This is a genomic window from Belnapia rosea (genome assembly GCF_900101615.1).
In the GTDB taxonomy this organism is placed as follows: Bacteria; Pseudomonadota; Alphaproteobacteria; order Acetobacterales; family Acetobacteraceae; genus Belnapia; species Belnapia rosea.
In genome coordinates, this window is the sequence record NZ_FMZX01000001.1 from 784,324 (window position 1) to 803,450 (window position 19,127).

Here is a 19,127-nt window from a genome sequence, read left to right on the forward strand (position 1 = left end):
GTGACGTTGCGTGCCCGCGCCGCCATCATCGGCCTCTCTGGCCACAGCCTGACCGGGGAGGAGGCCGCGCTGCTGCGCGCCACGCCGCCCCTCGGCATCATCCTCTTCGCCCGCAACATTGCCGACCCCGGCCAGCTGCGCGCGCTGACCGCCAGCATCCGCGAGGAGCTGGGCGAGGCCGCGCCTGTCCTGGTCGACCAGGAAGGCGGCCGCGTCGCCCGCCTCCGTGCCCCGCACTGGCCGGACTTCCCGCCCGCCGCCCGCTTCGAGGGCGCGCCGGAGGAGGCCGCCCGCGCCAATGCCGCCCTGCACGGGCTGATCTGCCGCGAGGCCGGCTTCGACGTGGTCTGCGCCCCGGTGCTCGACCTGCGGATGCCCGGCGCCCATGGCATCATCGGCGACCGCGCCTTCAGCGACGACCCGGAGGAGGTGGCGCGCCTCGGCCTCGCTTGGGCCGAGGGCCTGCAGCAGGCCGGCTGCATCCCGGTGGTGAAGCACGTCCCCGGCCATGGCCGCGCCCTGGTCGACAGCCATTATGAGCTGCCCCGCGTCACCGCCCCGCGCGAGATGCTGGTCGAGGATTGCGGCCCCTTCGCCGCGCTCGCCGATCTCGCCGGCTGGGCCATGACCGCGCATATCGTCTATGACGCGCTGGACCCGGAGCGCCCGGCGACCCTCTCGCCCCTCGTCATCGGGGAGGTCATCCGCCGCGCCATCGGCTTCCCCGGGATCCTGGTCAGCGACGACCTCTGCATGAAGGCCCTGCACGGCGAACCCGGCGCATTGGCGCAGCAGGCGATCGAGGCCGGTTGCGACCTCGTCCTGCATTGCAACGGCGTGCTGGCGGAGGGGGCGGCGCTGCTCGAGGCCTGCCCGCTGATCACCGATTCGGCCGAGGCGCGGCTGGCCGAGACCCGTGCCCGGGTGCTGGCCGCCCGCGCCCCGCTCGACGCCGCCAGCCTGCTCGCCCTCCGGGATGCCCAGCTCACGGCCGCCGCGTGACCGATCTGCTCGGCTGGTGGCCCGAGCTCGCGGCGGCGGTGCTCGCCTCCGTGCTGGCGATCACCCTGCATGAGGCGGCGCATGGCTATGCCGCCCTGGCCCTCGGCGACCCCACGGCCAAGCTCGCGGGCAGGCTCAGCCTGAACCCCATCCGCCATGTGGACCCGGTCGGCACGGTGCTGCTGCCCGGCATCCTCCTGCTCGGCCAGCTGGCGACGCTCGGACGGGTGGAGTTCATGTTCGGCTGGGCGAAGCCGGTGCCGGTGAACATCTGGGCGCTGCGCCACCCGCGCCAGGGGATGATGCTGGTCGCCGCCGCCGGCCCGCTGATGAATTTCGGCCTCGCCCTGATCGCCGGCCTGCTGGTCCATCCGCTGGTCGCCCTCGAAGGCAGCCTGCCGCGGGAGGCGATCCTCGCCGGGCTCCGCTTCGTCCAGCTCTCGATCCTCGCCAACCTCGTCCTCGGCCTGTTCAACCTGCTGCCGATCCCCCCGCTGGATGGCGGGCGCATCGTCACCGGCCTGCTGCCGCAGGCGCTGGCGGTGCCCTATATGCGGCTGGAGCGCTGGGGCATCCTCATCGTCCTGTTCGGTGTCTTCCTGCTGCCGCGGCTCGCCGAGGGCTACGACCCGGTGGGCTGGGCGCTGCGCCATGTGGTGGCCGGCGCCTTCGACCTGGTGCTCCTGCTCACCGGCAACGGAGGGGGAGGGTGATGACCCAGCCGGTCCTGCATCTCCGCCTCGATGGCTTCGAAGGCCCGCTCGACCTGCTGCTCGACCTTGCCCGGGCGCAGAAAGTCGATCTCGAGAAGATCTCCATCATCGCCCTCGTCGACCAATTCCTGGCGGTGCTGGAACAGGCCCGCCGCGTCCGCCTCGAACTCGCCGCCGACTGGCTGGTGATGGCCGCCTGGCTCGCCTGGCTGAAATCCCGCCTGCTGGTGCCGCCCGACCCGGAGGAGGAGGTGGACGCCGAGGCCCTGGCCGCGGCGCTCACCGACCGGCTGGCCGAGCTGGAGCGCATGCGCCTCGCCGCCGCCTGGCTCGCCGGCCGCGACCAGCTGGGCCGCGAGGTCTTTGCCCGCGGCGCCGCCGAGCAGCTGCGTGTCGAGGACCGCAGCGGCATCCATGCCGATCTCCCGGCCCTGCTGCAGGCCTATGCCGCCGCCCGCCGCCGCGCGCTCGCCCGCCGCCCCTATACGCCGAAGCACCGCAAGCTCTGGACGGTGCAGGATGCGCTGGCCCGGCTCGGCCGGCTGATCGGCGCCCTGCCGGACTGGGCCGTGCTGCACCGCTTCCTCCCCGATGGCCTGACCGACCCGGTCGAGCGCCGCGCCGCGCTCGCCAGCACCCTCATCGCCGCCCTCGAGACCGCCCGCGGCGGCGCCATCGAGCTTCAGCAGGAGAGGGCCTTCGGCCCCATCCTGCTCCGCCGCGCCGCACCCAGCGAAGCGATCCCCGATGTCCGAGCCGCCTGATCCCCAACCCGCCCCGGATGCGCTTCCGGAGGCCGACCCGGCCCTCTTCGCCCATGCCCTCCGCATCGCCGAGGCGCTGATCTTCGCCAGCGACCGGCCGATCCAGCCTGCCCGGCTGCAGCAGGCGCTGCCGCCCGACGTCGATGCGCGGGCCGTCATCACCTCGCTCCTCGCCACCACCGCCGGCCGGCCGGTGGAGCTGGTGGAGGTCGCCGGCGGCTTCGCTTTCCGCACCGCCGCCGACCTGGCGCCGGCGATCACCAAGGTGGTTGAGGTGCCCCGCCGCCTGCCGCGCGTGGCAATGGAGACGCTGGCCATCATCGCCTACCACCAGCCCGTCACCCGCGCCGAGATCGAGGAGATCCGCGGCGCCTCGCTGTCCCAGACCACGCTGGAGGCGTTGCTGGAGAGCGGCCTGATCGCCCCGAGAGGCCGCAAGGAGGTCCCCGGCCGCCCGAGCCTCTGGGGCACCACCCCCCGCTTCCTCGAGCAATTCGGCCTCAAGGCGCTGACCGACCTGCCGCGGCGCGAGGAATTGGTCAGCGAGCCGGCGCCCCAGCTCTCGGCATGAGCCTTCGCCTTTCGGGCATCCACCACGCCTATGGGGCGAAGCCAGTGCTGCGCGGCGTCGACCTGGAGGTGGCGGCGGGCGAGATCCTGTGCCTGCTCGGCCCATCGGGCGATGGCAAGACCACGCTGCTCCGCCTCGTCGCGGGGCTGGAGCCCCTGCAGGCCGGCCGGATCGAGCTCGGCGACGCCCTCGTCGGCGAGCCGGGGCGGGAACTGCCGCCCGAGGCCCGGCATGTCGGCTTCGTCTTCCAGGACTACGCGCTCTTCCCGCATCTGACGGTCGCCGAGAATGTCGCCTTCGGCCTGCGCCGCGTCCCGCGCGGCGAACGGACCTGGCTGGTGGCCGAGGCGCTGGCCCGGGTCGGGCTGGAGGCGCTGGCCAATGCCTATCCCCATATGCTCTCGGGCGGCCAGCAGCAGCGCGTGGCGCTCGCCCGGGCGCTGGCACCGCGGCCACAGGTGCTGCTGCTGGATGAGGCCTTCGCCAGCCTCGATGCCCGGCTGCGCGAGCAGGTGCGGGATGACACGCTGCATGTCCTGCAGACCGCCGGCATCCCCGCCCTCATCGTCACCCATGATGCCGAGGAGGCCATGTTCCTCGCCGACCGAATCGCGCTGATGCGGGAGGGCAGGGTGGTCCAGCTCGGCACCCCGGAGGAGCTCTATCTCCGCCCCTCCAGCCCCTTCGTCGCCACCTTCCTCGGCGAGGTGAACCGGCTGCCGGCGCGGGTTGCAGGCGGCCGGGTCGAGACGCCGCTCGGGCCCTTGCCCTGTTCCTTGCCCGATGGGCCGGCCGAGGTGCTGCTCCGCCCCGAGGGCCTCCGCCTCGGCACGGCCGAGGGGCTGGGCGCCGAGGTCCAAGCCTGCCGGCTGCTCGGCGCCACCAGCCTCGTCCATCTGGCGCTGCCGGACGGGGCGGGCGGGGTGGTCCATCTCCATGCGCGGCTGCCCCCCGGGCTCCGGCTCCGGCGTGGAGAGCAGGTGAAGGTCTCGTTGGATCCCGAACGCGCCTTCGTATTTCCCGCGCCTCCTCCCTAGATTGGCGTGGGCGGGCTATCCTGCTAACGGAGGCGGCGCGCGCGACGAGGTGCGGCCGGAGACACGATGTTCGATCTAGCCTGGTCCGAGATTGCCCTGATCGGCGTGGTGGCGCTCGTCGTCATCGGCCCGAAGGACCTGCCCGAAGCCATCCGCGGCGTCGCCCGCGGCATCGCCAAGCTGCGCCGCATGGCCAGCGAGTTCCAGGGCCAGGCCGACGAGCTGGTGCGCGAGGCGAATCTCGACGAGGTGCGGCAGTCGATCAACGAGATCCGCAATTTCAACGTCCGTGACGAGTTCACCAAGGCGGTGGACAAGGACGGGTCGATCCGGAAGACCTTCACCGACGACCCGCTGAAGCCGGGCTACACGTCACCCTCGGCTTCCACCACCCCGGCCGCCGAGAGCTTCGGCCCACCGGCCCCGGCGGGCGAAGCCGCCGCCGAGGCCCCGCGCCCGCCTGCCGCCCCGGCTTTCATCCCGCCGAGCGCCGTGCCGCCCGCCCCGGTGGCGTCTCCGGCAGCCGCCGCCGCACCGCCGCCCGCCTTCGTGCCGCCGGCCGAGCCGCCCGCGACCCCGCCCCAACCGACCCAGCAGAGCTGAGCACCCAGACCCGTGCCGCGCGACCAGGACGACCCCATCGACGACAAGCCGATGCCGCTGCTTGACCACCTGATGGAGCTGCGCACGCGGCTCCTCTGGTCGGTCGGCGCCTTCGGCATCGCCTTCGCCGTCTGCTATTACTTCTCCGCGCAGATCTACGGCTTCCTGGCGCGGCCGCTGGCCGACATCCTGCAATCGCAGGGCCATGGCGAGCGGCGGATGATCTTCACCGCCCTCTACGAGGCCTTCTTCACCTATCTGAAGGTCGCCTTCTTCGGCGCGGTCTTCTTCAGCTTCCCGATGTGGGCGACGCAGCTCTGGCTCTTCGTCGCGCCCGGCCTCTACCGCAGCGAGAAGCGGGCGATAACGCCCTTCCTGGTCGCCTCGCCCTTCCTCTTCGTCCTGGGCGCGGCACTGGCCTATTACTTCATCTTCCCGCTCGCCTGGCACTTCTTCATCACCTTCGAGACGCCACCGGGCGAGGGCGCGCTGCCGATCCAGCTCGAGGCCAAGGTCAGCGAATATCTCTCGCTGGTCATGCAGATGATTCTCGCCTTCGGCATCGCCTTCCAGCTGCCGGTGCTGCTGACGCTGCTCTGCCGCGTCGGCATCCTGAGCGTGGAGTCGCTGAAGAAGGGCCGGCGCTACGCCATCGTCGGCATGTTCGTGTTCGCCGCCGTGATCACGCCGCCCGACGTCATCAGCCAGATCGGCCTCGCCGTGCCGATGATTGCCCTTTACGAGATCTCGATCATCGCCGCGACCTGGATGGGGCGGAAGAAGGACGGCGGGACGAAGACCTGAACCATGCATGACATCCGCGCCCTTCGCGCCGACCCGGCCGGGTTCGACGCCGCCATGGCCCGCCGCGGCCTCGCCCCGCTGAGCGCCGAATTGCTGGCCCTCGACGCCGCCCGGCGCGAGGAGGTGACGCGCCAGCAGGAGGCGCTGACCCGCCGCAACGAGCTGGCGAAGCAGATCGGCATGCGGAAGCGCAAGGGCGAGGACACGGCGGCGCTCGAGGACGAGGCCCGTGAGCTCCGCCAATTCCTCGAAGCCTTCGAGACCCGGCGCTTCGAGATCGACGACCGGCTCGCCACTCTCCCCAACATCCTCGACGCGGACGTCCCCGACGGCCGTGACGAGTCGGACAACGTTGTCCTGCACCAGCAGGGCGAGCCGCCACGGCCAAATTTCACGCCGAAGCAGCATTTCGAGCTGGGCGAGGCGCTCGGCCTGATGGATTTCGCCGCCGCCACCAAGCTCGCCGGGGCCCGCTTCACCGTCCTCCGCGGTGCCCTCGCCCGGCTGGAGCGCGCCCTCGGCCAGTGGATGCTGACCCTCCACGCGACGGAGCACGGCTACACCGAGACGGCGGTGCCCTATCTCGTTAACGCCGCCAGCATGTACGGCACCGGCCAGCTGCCGAAATTCGAGGAAGACCTCTTCAAGACGACCGATGGCCGCTACCTCATCCCGACCGCCGAGGTGCCGCTGACCAACCTGGTCCGCGAGGAGATCGTGCCCGAAGCCTCGCTGCCCTTCCGCTTCACCGCCCTCTCACCGAGCTTCCGCTCCGAGGCCGGCAGTGCGGGTCGGGATACGCGCGGCATGCTCCGCCAGCACCAGTTCCACAAGGTCGAGATGGTCTCCGTCACCCGCCCCGAGGACAGCGCGGCGGAGCATGAGCGGATGACGCGTTGCGCCGAGCGGGTGCTGACCGAGCTCGGCCTCACCTGGCGCCGCATCGTGCTCTGCGCCGGCGATACTGGCTTCGGCGCGGCGAAGACCTATGATCTCGAGGTTTGGCTGCCAGGGCAGGGGGCATGGCGGGAGATCTCCTCCTGCTCCAACTGCCGCGACTTCCAGGCCCGGCGGATGAATGCCCGGATGAAGCCCACGGAAGGCAAGGGCAACGTCTTCCTGCACACGCTGAACGGCAGCGGCGTCGCCGTCGGCCGTGCCCTCATCGCGGTTATGGAAACCCACCAGCAGTCCGACGGTAGCATCATTGTGCCCGAAGTCCTCCGCCCCTGGATGGGTGGAACGGACCGCATCGCCTGACTCGAGGGTTCCAAGGGCCCTTCGGCCCTTGGCGGGAGGAGCTTGAGGAGGGCAGAGCCCTCCTCAACCTTCAGGCGGCGACGCCCATCCGCCCCGCCAGATCCTGGATGAACTGCCAGGCGACACGCCCGGACCGCCCGCCGCGCGTCACCGACCACTCATTCGCCTGGCGCCGCAGCTCCTCCTCGCCGACCTCAAGGCCCAGTGCCCGCGCATAGCCCTCGACCATGGCGAAATAGGTCGGCTGGTCGCAATTATGGAAGCCGAGCCAGAGGCCGAAGCGGTCGCTCAGCGAGACCTTTTCCTCCACCGCCTCGCCCGGGTTGATGGCGGTGCTGCGCTCGTTCTCGATCATGTCGCGCGACATCAGGTGGCGGCGGTTGCTGGTGGCGTAGAACAGCACATTGGCCGGCCGCCCCTCGATGCCGCCATCCAGCACGCTCTTCAGCGCCTTGTAGTCGGCATCCTCGCGCTCGAAGGAGAGGTCGTCGCAGAAGACGAGGCAGCGCCGCGGCTGCGCGCGCAGGATGTTCAGCAGTGCGGGCAGGGTGCGGATGTCCTCGCGCTGGATCTCGATCAGCGCCAGGCTGCCCGGCCGCTCCGCCAGCGCCGCGGCATGCGCCGCCTTCACCAGGGAGGACTTGCCCATGCCCCGCGCGCCCCAGAGCATGACGTTGTTGGCCGGGAAGCCGCGGGCGAAGCGCAACGTGTTCTCGAGCAGGATGCCCTTCTGCCGCTCGATCCCCTGCAGCAGCATGATCTCGACGCGGGCCACCTTCGGCACCGGGGAAAGCCGCGCGGTGGGCTCCGGGTGCCAGACGAAGGCATCGGCGCCCTCCAGGCTCGGTGGCGGCGGTGGCGGCGGCGCGAGGCGCTCCAGCGCCTCGGCGATGCGGGTCAGCAGGGCGGTGTCCATAATGCTTTCCAATTCGGGCGGACTTGACGGGCGGGGGGCGAAAGCTAGTTTGCGGCCGCCGCTCACGGCAAGCCGGCCCAACCAAGGAAATCGCCCGGGATGCTCATCTCCCCCGCCTATGCCCAGGACGCCGCCGGCGGCGCCGTCGGGCTCATCACGCAGCTTGCGCCGCTGCTGCTCATCTTCGGCGTCTTCTACTTCCTGCTGATCCGCCCGCAGCAGAAGAAGCAGCGCGAGCACCGTGCCCTGCTCGCCTCGCTCAAGCGCGGCGACCGTGTACTGACGGCCGGCGGCATCATCGCCAAGGTCGTGACCGTGAAGGAAGGCGTGGACGAGGTCGAGGTGGAGATCGCCCCGAATGTCCGCGTCAGCGTGTTGCGCCAGACGATCGGCGACGTGCTGAAGCCGATCGGCGCCGCCGACACCCCGGCCGCCAAGGGTTGATCGCCCGCCGGGGGCTTGCGGCGCTGCTGCTTGCCCCGGCCGCCGCATGGGCCGCCGAGCCCGAGGCCCGGCGCGCCATCGGCGGCAGCCTCGTGGCACTGGCTGCCGAGCCTGCCGTGTCCCTGCCGCTCCGCAGCGCCGCCCGCGGTCGCCAGCGCGCGGTCTATGAGGGGCTGCGCATGCCCGGCCCGGCGGTGGCCCTGGTCGCCGAACGCTGGCTGGTCGGCTGGGGGCGCCAGGGCGAGCATGGCCTCTTCCTCGCCTTCGACTGGCAGGCCGAGCAGCTCTTCCTGCTGCTGCTGGACGAGGGCGAGGCCGTCTACCTCGCCCCCGGCCGCTTCGCCCGCTGGCCCGAGCCGCTGGCCGAGCCTTTCGCCCGCTTCGCGCCGGGCATCGCCGGTGGACCAGGCTTCGTCGATTAGGCAGGCTCCCCTCAATCGCCGGAGGAGAGATGCCCATGACCGAACCGAAGACCCTGCTGCAGATGGCGGGCGCCCCGCTTGCCCCGCCACGACTCGCCGATGCGACCCTTGTCGTCGTCGACGCCCAGGGCGAGTACCGCACCGGCAAGCTGCCGCTGGAGGGCATCGAGCCCGCCCTGGAGCGCCTGACGGCGCTGCTGGAGGCAGCCCGCGCTGCGGGCACCGCCATCATCCATATCGCCCATAAGGGCCGCCCCGGCAGCCTCTTCGACCGCAATTCGGAAGGCGGCGCCATCCTTGCCGCAGCCGCCCCGCGCGCGGGCGAGCCGGTGATCGAGAAGCCGCTGCCCAATGCCTTCGCCGGCACCAGCCTGGGTGAGGCGATCGCCAGCATCGGCCGGAAGGAGCTGATCCTCGCCGGCTTCCAGACGCATATGTGCATCAGCAGCACCGCCCGCGCGGCGCTTGATCTCGGCTACCGGGTGACGATCGCGGCCGATGCCGCGGCGACCCGGCCCTTGCCGGATCCGATGGGCGGCCCCGCCCTCAGCGGCGCCGAAATCCACCGCATCGCGCTCGCCGAACTGGCCGACCGCTTCGCCGTGGTGGTGCCGGTCTCGGCCCTGAGCTGAACCGGGGGAGACCCTTCCGCGGCCCAGCCGCGGAAGGGTGCCCTTCTAGGCAGGAGCCCCCTTCGACCGGGGCTCCCGCGGCAACGCGCAGCGTTGTCCTGGAGAGTTAGGCGCTCTGGCCCGACTTCAGGCCGCCATCCTTCAGCAGGGTCTCGACCACTTCCCAGTCGACCAGCTTGTTCAGGAAGTTGTCGAGGTAGTTCGGGCGCACATTGCGGAAGTCGAGATAATAGGCGTGCTCCCACACATCGACGCCGAGGATCGGTGTGCCCTCGCCGGTGGCGACGGGGTTGGAGCCGTTCGGGGTCTTCGTCACCTTCAGCTTGCCGTCGGCACCGACGATCAGCCAGGCCCAGCCGGAGCCGAACTGCGTCACGCCGGCCTGCTTGAAGGCTTCCTTGAACTGGGCGAGGCCGCCGAGATCCTGGTCGATCTTGGCCGCGAGCGCCGCCGGCAGCTTGTCCCCGCCGCCCTTCGGCGACATCACCTGCCAGAACAGGATGTGGTTCCAGTGCTGGCCCGCCTGGTTGAGCACCGGCAGACCATCGGCCCCGGCCTTGCCGGCCTCGGCGACGATCTGCTCCAGCGACTTGCCGGCGAGGCCCTTGCTCTCGACCAGACCGTTCAGCGCGGTGACATAGGCGTTGTGATGCTTGCCGTGATGGAGCTCGAGCGTCTCCTGGCACATGCCCTGGGCGGCGAGCGCGCTGGTATCGTAAGGCAGCGGCGGCAGGCTGAAGGCCATTGGGTCTCTCCCGTTATGTGGGTGTGGCACCCGGCAAGCCCGGGGGCTGGGGCCAGAGCTAGGCGGCGGCTTCCCGCGCGTCAAGCAAGCGGGCATGAAGCCTCCGATGCCCAGCACGCTCTCCCCCGAGGCCCTTTCCCCGATCGGCGCCTTCGCCCGCGCCCATGACCCGGACCGCTTCCTCTGCGCGCTCTTCGCCCCGGCCGAGCGGCGGGAGGCCCTCTTCACCCTGATCGCCTTCAACCACGAGCTGGCCCGGGCCCGCGAGGCGGCGCGCACGCCGATGATCGCGCTCATCCGCCTGCAATGGTGGCGCGATGCGGTGGAGGAGGCGGCGACCGGCAAGCCACCGCGCCGCCACGAGATCGCCGGCCCGCTGCATGACGCGATCACCGCCGGCCTGCTCGATCCGGACTCGCTCCAGGCCATGGCCGATGCCCGCGAGGCCGAGGCGGAGGAGGAGGGCATCCCGACCGATGGCGCCTTCGGCGCCTATCTCCGCGCCAGCGCCGGCGGCTTCGCGGTCGCCGCCGGCCGGCTGCTGGGCGCCGAGGGCCCGGCACTCGCTGCGCTGCAGGAGGCCGGGGCCACCTATGGGCTGGCCGGCGTGCTGCGCAGCACCGCGGCGCTGGCGGCGCAGAACCGCTGCCTGCTCCCGGCCGAGTCCCTCGCCGCCGCCGGCCTCACCGCCGAGGCCGTCATCGCCGATCCCGGCTCGGCCGTGCCTGTCGTCGCCACCCTGGCCGGGCGTGGCCTCGACCAGGTGCGCGCCCTGCATCCCCGGCTGCCCCGCACCGCCATCGCCGCTGCCCTGCCGTTGGTGCTCGCCCGGCGCGACCTGCGCCGCCTGGCGCGCGGCGAGGCGGTCCCGCCGACGCGTGGCCTCGCCGATCGCCTTGCCGTCACCCTCGCCGGCCTCACCCGCCGGGTGTAGCCCGCCCGCCCCCGAGCGCCGCCAGGGTGAAGGCATCCGCCGGCAGGAAGGCCTCGATCGCCAGCTCGGACAGCTGGATGTCGCGCGGCGTCCCGAAGACCATGGTGGTGCTGAGGAAGCTCAGCACCCCGGCCTCGGTGGCAAGCTGGAAAGGCACCGCGATGCCCGCCAGCGCATCCTCCCCCGCCACCCGCCGGTCGGAGCTGGGGGAGGGGTAGGAGAGCAGCTCCTCCAGCAGCGCAGTGAGCACGGGGTCGGCGGCCTGTGCCACCTGCCGCCGCAGCCTCGCCAGCAGATGGTCGCGCCATTCCGGCAGGTTGGCGATGCGTGGGGCGAGGCCCCGCTCATGCAGGCTGAGCCGCAGCACGTTCACCGGCGGCGCCAGCAGCGCCGGATCGCAGCCCGCCAGCAGCGGCGCCACCGCCGCATTGGCCGCCAGCAGCCGCCAGTGCCGGTCGATGGCGACGGCGGGAAAAGGCTCATGCCCCGCCAGCACCCGCTCCACCATCGCCCGCACCGGGCCGAGCGCCGGGTCCTGGTAGTCGCGTTCGGGGAAGACGGGGGCGAAGCCGGCGGCCAGCAGCAGCAGGTTCCGCTCCCGCAGCGGCATGTCGAGCTGCTCGGCCAGGCGCAGCACCATCTCCCGGCTCGGCCTGGCCCGGCCGGTCTCGATGAAGCTCAGATGCCGCGCCGATATCTCGGCATCCAGGGCGAGGTCGAGCTGGCTGCGCCGCCGCACCCGCCGCCATTCCCGCAACATCATGCCGAAGCGCGGGCCATCCCGCCTGTCCTGCGTCTCCATGCGGGGAAGGCTAGCGAGACGCCCGCCGCGCCGCCATGACCTCGCAGGTAAGGCGAGGCCGACGATCGCATGGCGGAAACAAGGCCGTGCTGCCCCGAAACCAGCACCGGAAGGCCGCGCTGAAGCCATGACCCGGGGCTCCACTCGGGCAATGAGGCCACCGAGGCATCCCGCCCTGGCCTCCAAGGAGGTCACCATGACCAGCCGGATCCTGAAGGGCCTTGCCCTCCTCGCCGTCACCGCCACCCTCTCGGGCTGCGCGGTCTATCCCGCGGGCTATGGCTACCGCCAGGGGAATGCCTATGGCCACGGCTATGGCGGGCCGTCCCGCTACGCCTATGGCGGCGGCTATTATGGCGGCGGCTATGGCCGCGGCCATTACAACCGCGGCTATTACGGCGGTGGCTATGGGCGCGGCTGGCGCTGAGGCCAGCCGGCCCAACCCAGGCTAGGGCGAGGCGGCCCTGTAGCGCGCCAGCATCTCGGCCCCCTCGGGTCCGGCGCGCTGCACCCATTCAGCCGTCTGCGTCTCGCCGATCGCCTTGAGCGCGGTCATCATCTCCTCGCTCGGGCTCGGCAGCAGCATGCCCTGGGTGCGGAGACGTTCGGCCATCGCCACCTCCGCCGACTTGGCCATCTGCTTGCCCCGATCCGCCGCACGCGCCGCGGCCGCCATCAGCGCCGCCCGCGACGGGGCATCGAGCGCCGCCACCGCGCGGCTATTGGCGAAGACGGCATTCCGCGTCCGCATCCCGCCGACATTGTACCAGTAGCGCGTGAAGTCCCAGGCGGTGACGTTCACCCCCGTCTGGGCCGAGGTGAACATCGACTGGATCACGTTGGTGGCGAAGGCCTGCGAGACCTCGGCCGCCTGCACCGTCACCGGCGTCGCCCCCATCAGCTCCGCCATGCGGGCGGTGACGTTGTTATAGGCACGGAAGCGCGTGCCGCGCAGGTCGGCGAGGCTCTTCAACTCCGCCTTCGAGTAGAAGCCCTGCGCATCCCAATGCACCATGTAGAGCAGGGTCAGGCCCTGCCGCTCCAGCCTGGCGCGGATATAGGGCTCGGTCGCCACGTTCAGCGCCTCGGCCTGCGGCCAGGTCCAGGCGAGGAAGGGCACGCCATCCACCTCGAAGAATGGGTCCTCATTGGCATAGGCCGAGAGCAGCACCTCGCCCAGCTGCACCTGGCCCGTCTGCACGCCGCGCTTGATCTGGCCCATCGGCAGCAGCGAGGCATTGGCATGCAGCTGCACCGCGAGCCCGCCATTCGTGCTCCGCTCCAGATCGGCGATGAACTCGCGGATGTTGAGCGTGTGGAAATTCTCCGCATAGGGCGTCGCCATCACCCATCGCGTCTGTGCCTGCGCGGCACCGCCGAGCGCCAGCAGCAGCGCCCAGCCCAGGATCCATCGCATCATCCCAGCAGCCCCCAGCTTTTTTGTTGCGGCGCAACCGTTCCATGCCCGGCACTGCCTCCGCAAGCTTGCCGTGCGATGCCGCGATGCCGATGATCATGGGTAAGGAGCCCCGCCATGACCGACACCCCCGCCCGCCTCGTCATCCGCCAGCCCGGGGAGGGGCCCAGCTACTGGCAGCCGGTGCCGGCCAATGGCTTCGTCCGCTGCCTGCTCGACCCGACCGTCACCGGCGCCGAGACACCCTTCGCCATGGGCACCCAGACGGTCGATCCCGGCTGCCATGTCCGCGAGCATCTGCACGATGCGAATGAGGAGGTGATCCTGGTGCAGGAGGGCAGCGGCGAGGCGCATGTCGAGGGCGAGGTGCATCCGATGCGGCCCGGCACCTGCTTCTTCTTTCCCCGCAACCGCCCGCACAGCTTCCACAATACCGGGGAGGGGCCGCTCACCTTCCTGTGGCTGATCCTGCCGCATGGGCTCGAAAGCTTCTTCGCCCGCATCGGCCGCAGCCGCGCCGAGGGTGACGCGCCGCCGGCACCCTTCCCGCGCCCGGAGAATGTGCTGCAGATCGAGGCCGAGACCGTCTTCGGTCGCCTCCCGGCGTGAGTGGACGCCCCCGCATCCGGGCCGCAGACTGGCCACCATGCCAGGAGAATACCGGATGCGCCTCGCCCTTGCGCTGCTGCTCGCCATGAGCGCGGCCCTGCCCGCCGCCGCCCAGAATGCTGCCACCGCCTGGGCCACCAGCTGGGCTGCCTCGGTCCAGGGGCCCTATCCCGCCGGCAACCCCTCCGCCCAGCCGGATCAGCGCTTCGCCTTCCCCGAGCCCGCCCGCGGCGCCCGCGACCAGACCCTTCGCCTCGTGCTGCGTCCGAGCCTCTGGAGCCGGGAGATGCGCCTGCGCTTCTCCAACGCCCTCGGTACCCAACCCCTCGTCCTCGACGGCGTCCATGTCGGGTTGCAGCTCGGCGGGGCCGCCCTGGTGCCCGGCAGCAACCAGCCCGTCCGCTTCGGCGGGCGGGCTGCCATCACCATCCCGCCGGGCGAGAGCGCCTGGAGCGATGCCGTCGCGCTCCCCTTCGTCCCGGAGGCGGAGGCCGGGCAGATGCAGGGCCGGAAGCTCGCCGTCAGCCTGCATGTCGCCGGCGAGAGCGGGCCGATGACCTGGCACGCCAAGGCCCTGCAGACCTCCTACGCCACCCCGCCCGGCGCCGGCTCGCTCGGCCATGACGAGGGCGAGGCGGGTTTCCCCTTCAGCACGACGAGCTGGTTCTTCCTCGACGCGATCGACATGCGCGCCACCGCCGGCACGCCCGTGGTGCTCTGCTTCGGCGACAGCATCACCGACGGCACCGCCAGCACGCTGAACGGCGACGACCGCTGGCCCGATGTGCTGGCGCGCCGCCTCTTCGCCCGCCATGGCAACCGCGTCGCCGTGGTGAATGCCGGCATCGGCGGCAACCAGGTGGCCGGCCCGGCCGAGTACGCGCCGCAGAAACCCGCGCCCGGCGGCCCCTCGGCCAGCCAGCGGCTGGAGCGGGACGTGCTCTCCCTCTCCGGCATCACCACGGTCATCTGGCTCGAGGGCATCAACGACTTCAGCCGCAACGGCAATGCCTCGGTCGAGACGGTGCAGGCGGCGATGCGCGAGGCGGTCGGCCGGATGCGCGCCGGCCTGCCCGGGCTGCGGGTGATCGGCGCCACCCTGACCTCGGCCCTCGGCAATGAGGGCCAGGCCCATGGCTTCCGCGAGCAGGACGAGAAGCGCCGGGCGCTGAACGCCTTCATCCGCGAGGGCGGGCTGTTCGACGGCGTCATCGACTTCGATGCGGCGACGCTTGACCCATCCACCGGCGGCCTGCGCGCCGAGATGGTGCCCGACAGCACCATCGGCGGACCGGGCGACCGCCTGCATCCCAACCGCGCGGGATACCTGGCGATGGGACATGCGATCGACCTGAGCGCCATCCTGCCCGGCCTGCGCTAGCCAGAGAGCGGGGCCGGGCAACATCGCCCGGCAGCCGAGCTTCGGGCGTGGCTAGGGCAGCAGGCCCTTCGCGCGCAGCAGCGCCAGCACGGCGAGCGTGGTCGAGTCCTCGATCTCGCCGTCGCGGAGCATCCGCTCGAACTCGGCCGCCGGGACGCGGCGCGTCACCAGGCCCTGCTCCTCCTGCTCCAGCGACGCCTCGCCCTGGCTCAGCGCCTCGGCGAGGAAGACATGGCAGGCCTGGGTCGAGTACCCGTAGCCCTGGAAGAAGCGGCCAGCATAGGTCATCCGCCCGGCGACCAGCCCCGTTTCCTCGCGCAGCTCGCCCCGGGCCACCTCCAGCGGGTCGGCCTCCGGCTTCCCTTCCCAGGCTCCTTGCGGAAATTCCCAGACCCGGCGCCCGATCGGGTACCGGTACTGCTCGACCAGATGGACGGAGCCATCCGCCTCGCGCGGCAGGATGGCGACGAAATCGGGCTTCTCGACCACGCCATAGATGCCGGTGGAGCCATCCCGCCAGCGGATCGCGTCCTCCCGAACCCGCATCCAGCGGTTCTGGTAGACGAGTGTCGTCCCGAGGGTGGTGATCTCCGGTTCGTCCGTCATCGCTCTAGCCCTGCCGCTCCGGAACGCGCACCACCAGCCCGTCGAGCTCCGGTGTCACCGCGATCTGGCAGCAGAGGCGCCGGCCCTCGGGGACGCTGCCGATCGTGTCCTCGATCATGTCGTGCTCGTCAGGCCCGGCTGCCGGCACGCGCCCACGCCACTCCTCCGCCACATCCACCATGCAGGTCGCGCAGGCGAGTTGCCCGCCGCACTCCGCCGGCAGGCCCGGCAGGTCATGGCGGATCGCCAGATGCATGACGGTCGGCGCATCCCCCGCCTCGCAGGGCAATGCGCGCCCATCGGGCAGGAGGAAGGTGATCTGTGGCATGGCGGGCACTCCTTTACCCCCCTCCTTGGCGTCCCCGGGCCGAGGGTGCAACCTGCCGGCCGAATTACGGGAGGACATCCATGGCCTACGCGCCCTTCGACCTCACGGGCAAGGTGGCCCTCGTCACCGGTGGCAATGGCGGAATCGGCCTCGGCATGGCCGAGGCGCTGGCCCAGGCCGGTGCCGACATCGCCATCTGGGGCACCAATGCGGAGAAGAACGAGGCCGCCCGCGCCCGGCTCGAAGCGACCGGCCGACGCATCCTGGCGCTGCGCTGCGATGTCGGCGAGGAGGCCGAGGTCGAGGCCGCCTTTGCCGAGACGCTCGCGCAGCTCGGCCGGGTCGATGGCTGCTTCGCCAATGCCGGCATCTCCGGCGGCCGCTCCAGCCCCTTCGTCGAGCGGACGAAGGAGCAGTGGGACCGGGTCATCCGCGTCAACCTCACCGGCGCCTTCCTCACCTTCCGCGCCGCCGCGCGCCACATGAAGGCCCGCGCCGAGGCGGGCGACAAGGGCGGCGTGCTGGTCGGCACCGCCTCGCTCGCCGCCATCGAGGGCGCGGCGCGCAACGAGCATTACGGCGCCAGCAAGGGCGGCATGGTCTCGATGATCCGGGCGCTTGCCGTGGAGCATGCCCGTCACGGCATCCGGGCGCACTCCATCCTGCCCGGTTGGATCGAGACGGACATGACGGCCCGCTCCGTCGCCGACCCGAAATTCGCCGGCAACGTCCTGCCCCGCGTGCCGATGCGCCGCTGGGGAACGGGCGAGGATTTCGGCGGCATCGCCATCTACCTGATGAGCCGCGCCAGCGCCTTCCACACCGGCGACACGGTCGTCATCGACGGCGGCTATTCGCTGTTCTGAGCAGGAGAGGTCCCATGGCGCGCCGCTTCATCGACATCTCCGTCCCCCTCCAGGCCGGCATCCGGTCGGACCCGCCGGAGATGCTGCCGAAGATCGACTATGTCGACCATCACATGTCGGCACCCCGCATGGCCGCCTATATGGGCGTGCCCGTCTCCGCCCTGCCGAACGGGGAGTACGCGGCGGTGGAGCGGGTCGAGATCAGCACCCATAACGGCACCCATCTCGATGCGCCCTACCACTACTTCTCGCGCATGAACGAGCGGCTGGTGCCGGGCGGCGAGCCCTCCTGGCGGATCGACGAGGTGCCGCTCGAATGGTGCTTCAACCCGGCGGTGAAGCTCGACTTCCGCCACATGGAGGACGGCTATGTCGTGCAGCCCGGCGATGTCGAAGCGGAGCTGAAGCGCATCGGCCACGATCTCAAGCCGCTCGAGATCGTCGTCGTCAACACCGCCGCCGGCACCCGCTACGGCGAGGAGGACTACATCGACCGCGGCTGCGGCATGGGGAAGGCCGCGACGCTCTGGCTGCTGGAACGCGGCATCCGCCTCGTCGGCACCGATGCCTGGTCCTGGGACGCCCCGTTCAGCCACACGCGGCGCAAGATCGCCGAAGGCGGCGACCCCTCCCTTATTTGGGAGGGTCACCGTGCCGGGCGCGAGATCGGCTACTCGCATCTCGAGAAGCTGCACAACCTGGAAGCCCTGCCATCGGACGGCTTCCAGGTCGTCTGCTTCCCGGTGAAGGTGCATCGCGGCTCCGCCGGCTGGACGCGGGCGGTGGCAATCATCGAGGATTAGCTACAGAACCGCGACGCACTCGATCTCCAGCAGGAAATTCGGGCGCGGCAGCGAGTAGACGATGGCCGTGGTCCGCGCCGGGTATTTCCCGTCCGGGAAATGCCCGGCATAGATCCGGTTCATCTCGGCGAAATCCTCGCGCCGCGTCAGCAGCACGTTCACCTTCGCCACCCGGTCCCAGCCCGCGCCCGCCGCCGCCAGGATGCCGGTGATGTTCGCCATGGTCTGTGTCATCTGCGCGGTGAAGTCGCCGACCGCCAGCGTGCCGTCCGCCGCATAGGCCGGGATGCCGGAGATGAAGAGCAGGTTGCCGACCTTCACCCCCGGCGAGAGCGGCGCCGGGACCTTGTGCTGCCCCTCGGGGAAGATGTGCTCGAGCGGTTCCATCCCTGCTACTCCACCTTGATGTTGTTGGCGCGGATCACCTCCGCATAGGTTTTGGTATAGCGCAGGATCTCCTCGCCGAATTGCGCGCCGGGCCGGGCGAGCACGGCGAATCCCAGCTCCTCCAGCCTGCCCTTCACCTCCGGCCGGTTGAGCGCCTCGATCCAGGCCGCCTCCAGCCGCGCCCGTGCCGGCGCCGGCACGTTGGCGCGCAGGATCAGGCCGAACCAGCTGTCGGAGAGCACCAGCGGGAAGCCGAGCTCCGCCATGGTCGGCACCTCCGGCAGTTCCTTGACGCGTGCCTCGGCCGAGATGGCGACCGCGCGCATCTGGCCGAGCTGCGCCGGCTGGATGACGTCGGGCAGGTTGGCGAACATGAATTGCAGCCGGTTGCCGATCAGGTCGGTCATCGCCTGCGGCGCGCCGTTATAGGGCACATGCGTCGCATTGAGCTTCGCCGCCTCGCGGAATTGCTCGCCGCCGAGATGGTTGGAGGTGCCGATGCCGTAGGAGCCGAAGGCGAAGCCTGGCCCCGGCTTCCGCCCGGCCTCGAGGAAACCGGCGAAATCCCTGGCGACCGAGGGATGCACCACCAGCACATGCGGCACCACCGTCGCCATCACCAGCGGTGCGAAATCCGTCAGCGGCTTGTAGGGCATGCTCGGCCGCAGCGTGACATTCGCCGCGAAGCTGTTGGCGATCATGATCATGCTGTGGCCATCGGGGGCGGAGCGCGCCACCTCCTGCGTGCCGATCACCGTGGCGCCGCCCGGCCGGTGCTCGATCACCACCGGCTGGCCGAGCGATTGGGTCAGCAGGTTCTGCACGATCCGCACCACCGGATCCATCGTCCCGCCCGGCGTGAAGGGGATGATGACCCGAACCGGCTGGCTCGGCGCCCAGCCCTGCGCCCGGGCACGACCGGGAGACAGGGCAGGGGCGGCAAGCAGCGCGGCCAGCGCGGCACGGCGCGTCGGGGCGAGGGCGGTCATGGGGTACTCCTGCGGCAGGGGCCTGATCGTTGCGGCAGCCTCAGCCGCCGGCAAGACCCGCCTGCGCGGCAAAGCGCGGCCGCCAGACCGTG

Annotated in this window: 25 protein-coding genes; 17 read left to right on the top strand and 8 right to left on the bottom strand. The window is 71.2% G+C overall.

Translation table 11 applies throughout. The annotated features are described in order from the left end of the window. The 8 genes from nagZ (at position 1) to serS (ending at position 6,754) form a co-directional block, all read left to right on the top strand. The gene (nagZ, locus tag BLR02_RS03750; RefSeq protein ID WP_245704596.1) at positions 1–1,002 is read left to right on the top strand and encodes a beta-N-acetylhexosaminidase; all 1,002 of its coding nucleotides are present in this window, start codon (positions 1–3) and stop codon (positions 1,000–1,002) included. Further along, entirely contained in the window at positions 999–1,715 is a 717-nt protein-coding gene (locus BLR02_RS03755; protein WP_245704597.1) for a site-2 protease family protein, read from the top strand. Before nagZ ends, BLR02_RS03755 begins: the two co-directional genes overlap by 4 nt. Then, entirely contained in the window at positions 1,715–2,479 is a 765-nt protein-coding gene (locus BLR02_RS03760; RefSeq protein ID WP_090566728.1) for a segregation and condensation protein A, read from the top strand. Before BLR02_RS03755 ends, BLR02_RS03760 begins: the two co-directional genes overlap by 1 nt. After that, positions 2,463–3,050, top strand: coding sequence for an SMC-Scp complex subunit ScpB (gene scpB, locus BLR02_RS03765; protein ID WP_090660591.1), 588 nt, complete (start codon positions 2,463–2,465; stop codon positions 3,048–3,050). Before BLR02_RS03760 ends, scpB begins: the two co-directional genes overlap by 17 nt. Beyond that, entirely contained in the window at positions 3,047–4,087 is a 1,041-nt protein-coding gene (locus tag BLR02_RS03770; protein WP_090660594.1) for an ABC transporter ATP-binding protein, read from the top strand. The genes scpB and BLR02_RS03770 overlap by 4 nt, the downstream gene beginning before the upstream one ends. Positions 4,088–4,153: 66 nt before the next feature. Beyond that, complete coding sequence (gene tatB, locus BLR02_RS03775; RefSeq protein WP_090566719.1) at positions 4,154–4,690, top strand: Sec-independent protein translocase protein TatB; 537 nt, start codon at positions 4,154–4,156, stop codon at positions 4,688–4,690. Positions 4,691–4,702: 12 nt separating this feature from the next. Next, positions 4,703–5,494 (top strand): twin-arginine translocase subunit TatC, encoded by a 792-nt coding sequence (gene tatC / locus BLR02_RS03780; RefSeq protein WP_245704598.1) that lies wholly within the window; start codon positions 4,703–4,705, stop codon positions 5,492–5,494. 3 nt (positions 5,495–5,497) lie between these two features. Continuing rightward, positions 5,498–6,754: a serine--tRNA ligase gene (gene serS / locus BLR02_RS03785; protein WP_090566716.1), complete on the top strand. Its 1,257-nt coding sequence runs from the start codon at positions 5,498–5,500 to the stop codon at positions 6,752–6,754. Positions 6,755–6,824: 70 nt separating this feature from the next. Here serS and BLR02_RS03790 read toward each other — a convergent pair whose 3' ends face one another. Further along, positions 6,825–7,670, bottom strand: a complete 846-nt coding sequence (locus tag BLR02_RS03790; RefSeq protein ID WP_090566713.1) for an ATP-binding protein — start codon at positions 7,668–7,670, stop codon at positions 6,825–6,827. Between the two features lie 99 nt (positions 7,671–7,769). Between BLR02_RS03790 and yajC the strand changes: the two genes are divergently transcribed. Genes yajC through BLR02_RS03805 form a run of 3 tightly spaced genes read left to right on the top strand, consistent with a single transcriptional unit; the run spans position 7,770 to position 9,168 of the window. Next, positions 7,770–8,114, top strand: a complete 345-nt coding sequence (gene yajC / locus BLR02_RS03795) for a preprotein translocase subunit YajC (RefSeq protein WP_090660598.1) — start codon at positions 7,770–7,772, stop codon at positions 8,112–8,114. Continuing rightward, positions 8,111–8,536, top strand: coding sequence for a hypothetical protein (locus BLR02_RS03800; RefSeq protein ID WP_090660602.1), 426 nt, complete (start codon positions 8,111–8,113; stop codon positions 8,534–8,536). The genes yajC and BLR02_RS03800 overlap by 4 nt, the downstream gene beginning before the upstream one ends. A 35-nt stretch (positions 8,537–8,571) precedes the next feature. Then, positions 8,572–9,168, top strand: a complete 597-nt coding sequence (locus BLR02_RS03805) for a cysteine hydrolase family protein (RefSeq protein WP_090566702.1) — start codon at positions 8,572–8,574, stop codon at positions 9,166–9,168. 106 nt (positions 9,169–9,274) lie between these two features. Here the strand turns inward: BLR02_RS03805 and BLR02_RS03810 are convergent, their stop codons facing one another. Continuing rightward, entirely contained in the window at positions 9,275–9,913 is a 639-nt protein-coding gene (locus BLR02_RS03810) for a superoxide dismutase (protein WP_090566699.1), read from the bottom strand. Positions 9,914–10,019: 106 nt separating this feature from the next. On the opposite strand from BLR02_RS03810, the gene BLR02_RS03815 reads away from it, so the two are divergent. After that, positions 10,020–10,847, top strand: coding sequence for a squalene/phytoene synthase family protein (locus tag BLR02_RS03815; RefSeq protein ID WP_090660605.1), 828 nt, complete (start codon positions 10,020–10,022; stop codon positions 10,845–10,847). Here the strand turns inward: BLR02_RS03815 and BLR02_RS03820 are convergent. Beyond that, positions 10,831–11,649 (bottom strand): helix-turn-helix domain-containing protein, encoded by an 819-nt coding sequence (locus BLR02_RS03820; RefSeq protein WP_218127489.1) that lies wholly within the window; start codon positions 11,647–11,649, stop codon positions 10,831–10,833. The two genes, BLR02_RS03815 and BLR02_RS03820, sit on opposite strands and share 17 nt — an antisense overlap. 196 nt (positions 11,650–11,845) lie before the next feature. Between BLR02_RS03820 and BLR02_RS03825 the strand changes: the two genes are divergently transcribed. Then, positions 11,846–12,076 carry a hypothetical protein gene (locus BLR02_RS03825; protein WP_090566693.1) on the top strand — a complete coding sequence of 77 codons (231 nt, stop codon included), beginning with the start codon at positions 11,846–11,848 and terminating at the stop codon, positions 12,074–12,076. Positions 12,077–12,097: 21 nt separating this feature from the next. On the opposite strand, the gene BLR02_RS03830 is transcribed toward BLR02_RS03825, so the two are convergent. Next, a complete protein-coding gene (locus BLR02_RS03830) occupies positions 12,098–13,069 on the bottom strand; it encodes a TRAP transporter substrate-binding protein (protein WP_090566691.1) in 972 nt (323 codons plus the stop codon). 114 nt (positions 13,070–13,183) lie between these two features. Between BLR02_RS03830 and BLR02_RS03835 the strand changes: the two genes are divergently transcribed. After that, complete coding sequence (locus BLR02_RS03835; protein WP_090566688.1) at positions 13,184–13,675, top strand: cupin domain-containing protein; 492 nt, start codon at positions 13,184–13,186, stop codon at positions 13,673–13,675. A gap of 55 nt (positions 13,676–13,730) precedes the next feature. Further along, positions 13,731–15,056 carry a GDSL-type esterase/lipase family protein gene (locus BLR02_RS30815; RefSeq protein WP_090660608.1) on the top strand — a complete coding sequence of 442 codons (1,326 nt, stop codon included), beginning with the start codon at positions 13,731–13,733 and terminating at the stop codon, positions 15,054–15,056. Positions 15,057–15,107: 51 nt separating this feature from the next. Here BLR02_RS30815 and BLR02_RS03845 read toward each other — a convergent pair whose 3' ends face one another. Together BLR02_RS03845 and BLR02_RS03850 are read right to left on the bottom strand one after the other, a co-directional pair. Further along, positions 15,108–15,662 (bottom strand): NUDIX domain-containing protein, encoded by a 555-nt coding sequence (locus tag BLR02_RS03845; RefSeq protein WP_090660611.1) that lies wholly within the window; start codon positions 15,660–15,662, stop codon positions 15,108–15,110. Between the two features lie 4 nt (positions 15,663–15,666). Then, complete coding sequence (locus BLR02_RS03850) at positions 15,667–15,990, bottom strand: 2Fe-2S iron-sulfur cluster-binding protein (protein ID WP_090566679.1); 324 nt, start codon at positions 15,988–15,990, stop codon at positions 15,667–15,669. Between the two features lie 80 nt (positions 15,991–16,070). Between BLR02_RS03850 and BLR02_RS03855 the strand changes: the two genes are divergently transcribed. Further along, on the top strand, positions 16,071–16,856 hold the full coding sequence (locus BLR02_RS03855) for an SDR family NAD(P)-dependent oxidoreductase (protein WP_090566676.1): 786 nt from the start codon (positions 16,071–16,073) through the stop codon (positions 16,854–16,856). A gap of 14 nt (positions 16,857–16,870) precedes the next feature. Continuing rightward, positions 16,871–17,659, top strand: a complete 789-nt coding sequence (locus BLR02_RS03860) for a cyclase family protein (RefSeq protein ID WP_090566673.1) — start codon at positions 16,871–16,873, stop codon at positions 17,657–17,659. Here BLR02_RS03860 and BLR02_RS03865 read toward each other — a convergent pair whose 3' ends face one another. Continuing rightward, positions 17,660–18,046, bottom strand: coding sequence for a RidA family protein (locus BLR02_RS03865; protein WP_090566670.1), 387 nt, complete (start codon positions 18,044–18,046; stop codon positions 17,660–17,662). 5 nt (positions 18,047–18,051) lie between these two features. Further along, on the bottom strand, positions 18,052–19,035 hold the full coding sequence (locus tag BLR02_RS03870) for a Bug family tripartite tricarboxylate transporter substrate binding protein (protein WP_176849361.1): 984 nt from the start codon (positions 19,033–19,035) through the stop codon (positions 18,052–18,054). Positions 19,036–19,127: the final 92 nt, after the last annotated feature.

What these genes read in the sequence shown, in the direction of transcription:
- BLR02_RS03810 (WP_090566699.1), bottom strand. Translation starts at nt 9,913, where the DNA reads ATGGCCTTCAGCCTGCCGCCGCTGCCTTACGATACCAGCGCGCTCGCC.
- BLR02_RS03850 (WP_090566679.1), bottom strand. Translation starts at nt 15,990, where the DNA reads ATGCCACAGATCACCTTCCTCCTGCCCGATGGGCGCGCATTGCCCTGC.
- BLR02_RS03865 (WP_090566670.1), bottom strand. Translation starts at nt 18,046, where the DNA reads ATGGAACCGCTCGAGCACATCTTCCCCGAGGGGCAGCACAAGGTCCCG.
- BLR02_RS03835 (WP_090566688.1), top strand. Translation starts at nt 13,184, where the DNA reads ATGACCGACACCCCCGCCCGCCTCGTCATCCGCCAGCCCGGGGAGGGG.
- BLR02_RS03855 (WP_090566676.1), top strand. Translation starts at nt 16,071, where the DNA reads ATGGCCTACGCGCCCTTCGACCTCACGGGCAAGGTGGCCCTCGTCACC.
- BLR02_RS03820 (WP_218127489.1), bottom strand. Translation starts at nt 11,649, where the DNA reads ATGGAGACGCAGGACAGGCGGGATGGCCCGCGCTTCGGCATGATGTTG.
- BLR02_RS03770 (WP_090660594.1), top strand. Translation starts at nt 3,047, where the DNA reads ATGAGCCTTCGCCTTTCGGGCATCCACCACGCCTATGGGGCGAAGCCA.
- serS (WP_090566716.1), top strand. Translation starts at nt 5,498, where the DNA reads ATGCATGACATCCGCGCCCTTCGCGCCGACCCGGCCGGGTTCGACGCC.
- scpB (WP_090660591.1), top strand. Translation starts at nt 2,463, where the DNA reads ATGTCCGAGCCGCCTGATCCCCAACCCGCCCCGGATGCGCTTCCGGAG.
- BLR02_RS03830 (WP_090566691.1), bottom strand. Translation starts at nt 13,069, where the DNA reads ATGATGCGATGGATCCTGGGCTGGGCGCTGCTGCTGGCGCTCGGCGGT.
- BLR02_RS30815 (WP_090660608.1), top strand. Translation starts at nt 13,731, where the DNA reads ATGCGCCTCGCCCTTGCGCTGCTGCTCGCCATGAGCGCGGCCCTGCCC.
- BLR02_RS03870 (WP_176849361.1), bottom strand. Translation starts at nt 19,035, where the DNA reads ATGACCGCCCTCGCCCCGACGCGCCGTGCCGCGCTGGCCGCGCTGCTT.
- yajC (WP_090660598.1), top strand. Translation starts at nt 7,770, where the DNA reads ATGCTCATCTCCCCCGCCTATGCCCAGGACGCCGCCGGCGGCGCCGTC.
- BLR02_RS03860 (WP_090566673.1), top strand. Translation starts at nt 16,871, where the DNA reads ATGGCGCGCCGCTTCATCGACATCTCCGTCCCCCTCCAGGCCGGCATC.
- BLR02_RS03825 (WP_090566693.1), top strand. Translation starts at nt 11,846, where the DNA reads ATGACCAGCCGGATCCTGAAGGGCCTTGCCCTCCTCGCCGTCACCGCC.
- BLR02_RS03790 (WP_090566713.1), bottom strand. Translation starts at nt 7,670, where the DNA reads ATGGACACCGCCCTGCTGACCCGCATCGCCGAGGCGCTGGAGCGCCTC.
- tatB (WP_090566719.1), top strand. Translation starts at nt 4,154, where the DNA reads ATGTTCGATCTAGCCTGGTCCGAGATTGCCCTGATCGGCGTGGTGGCG.
- BLR02_RS03845 (WP_090660611.1), bottom strand. Translation starts at nt 15,662, where the DNA reads ATGACGGACGAACCGGAGATCACCACCCTCGGGACGACACTCGTCTAC.
- BLR02_RS03760 (WP_090566728.1), top strand. Translation starts at nt 1,715, where the DNA reads ATGACCCAGCCGGTCCTGCATCTCCGCCTCGATGGCTTCGAAGGCCCG.
- BLR02_RS03805 (WP_090566702.1), top strand. Translation starts at nt 8,572, where the DNA reads ATGACCGAACCGAAGACCCTGCTGCAGATGGCGGGCGCCCCGCTTGCC.
- BLR02_RS03815 (WP_090660605.1), top strand. Translation starts at nt 10,020, where the DNA reads ATGCCCAGCACGCTCTCCCCCGAGGCCCTTTCCCCGATCGGCGCCTTC.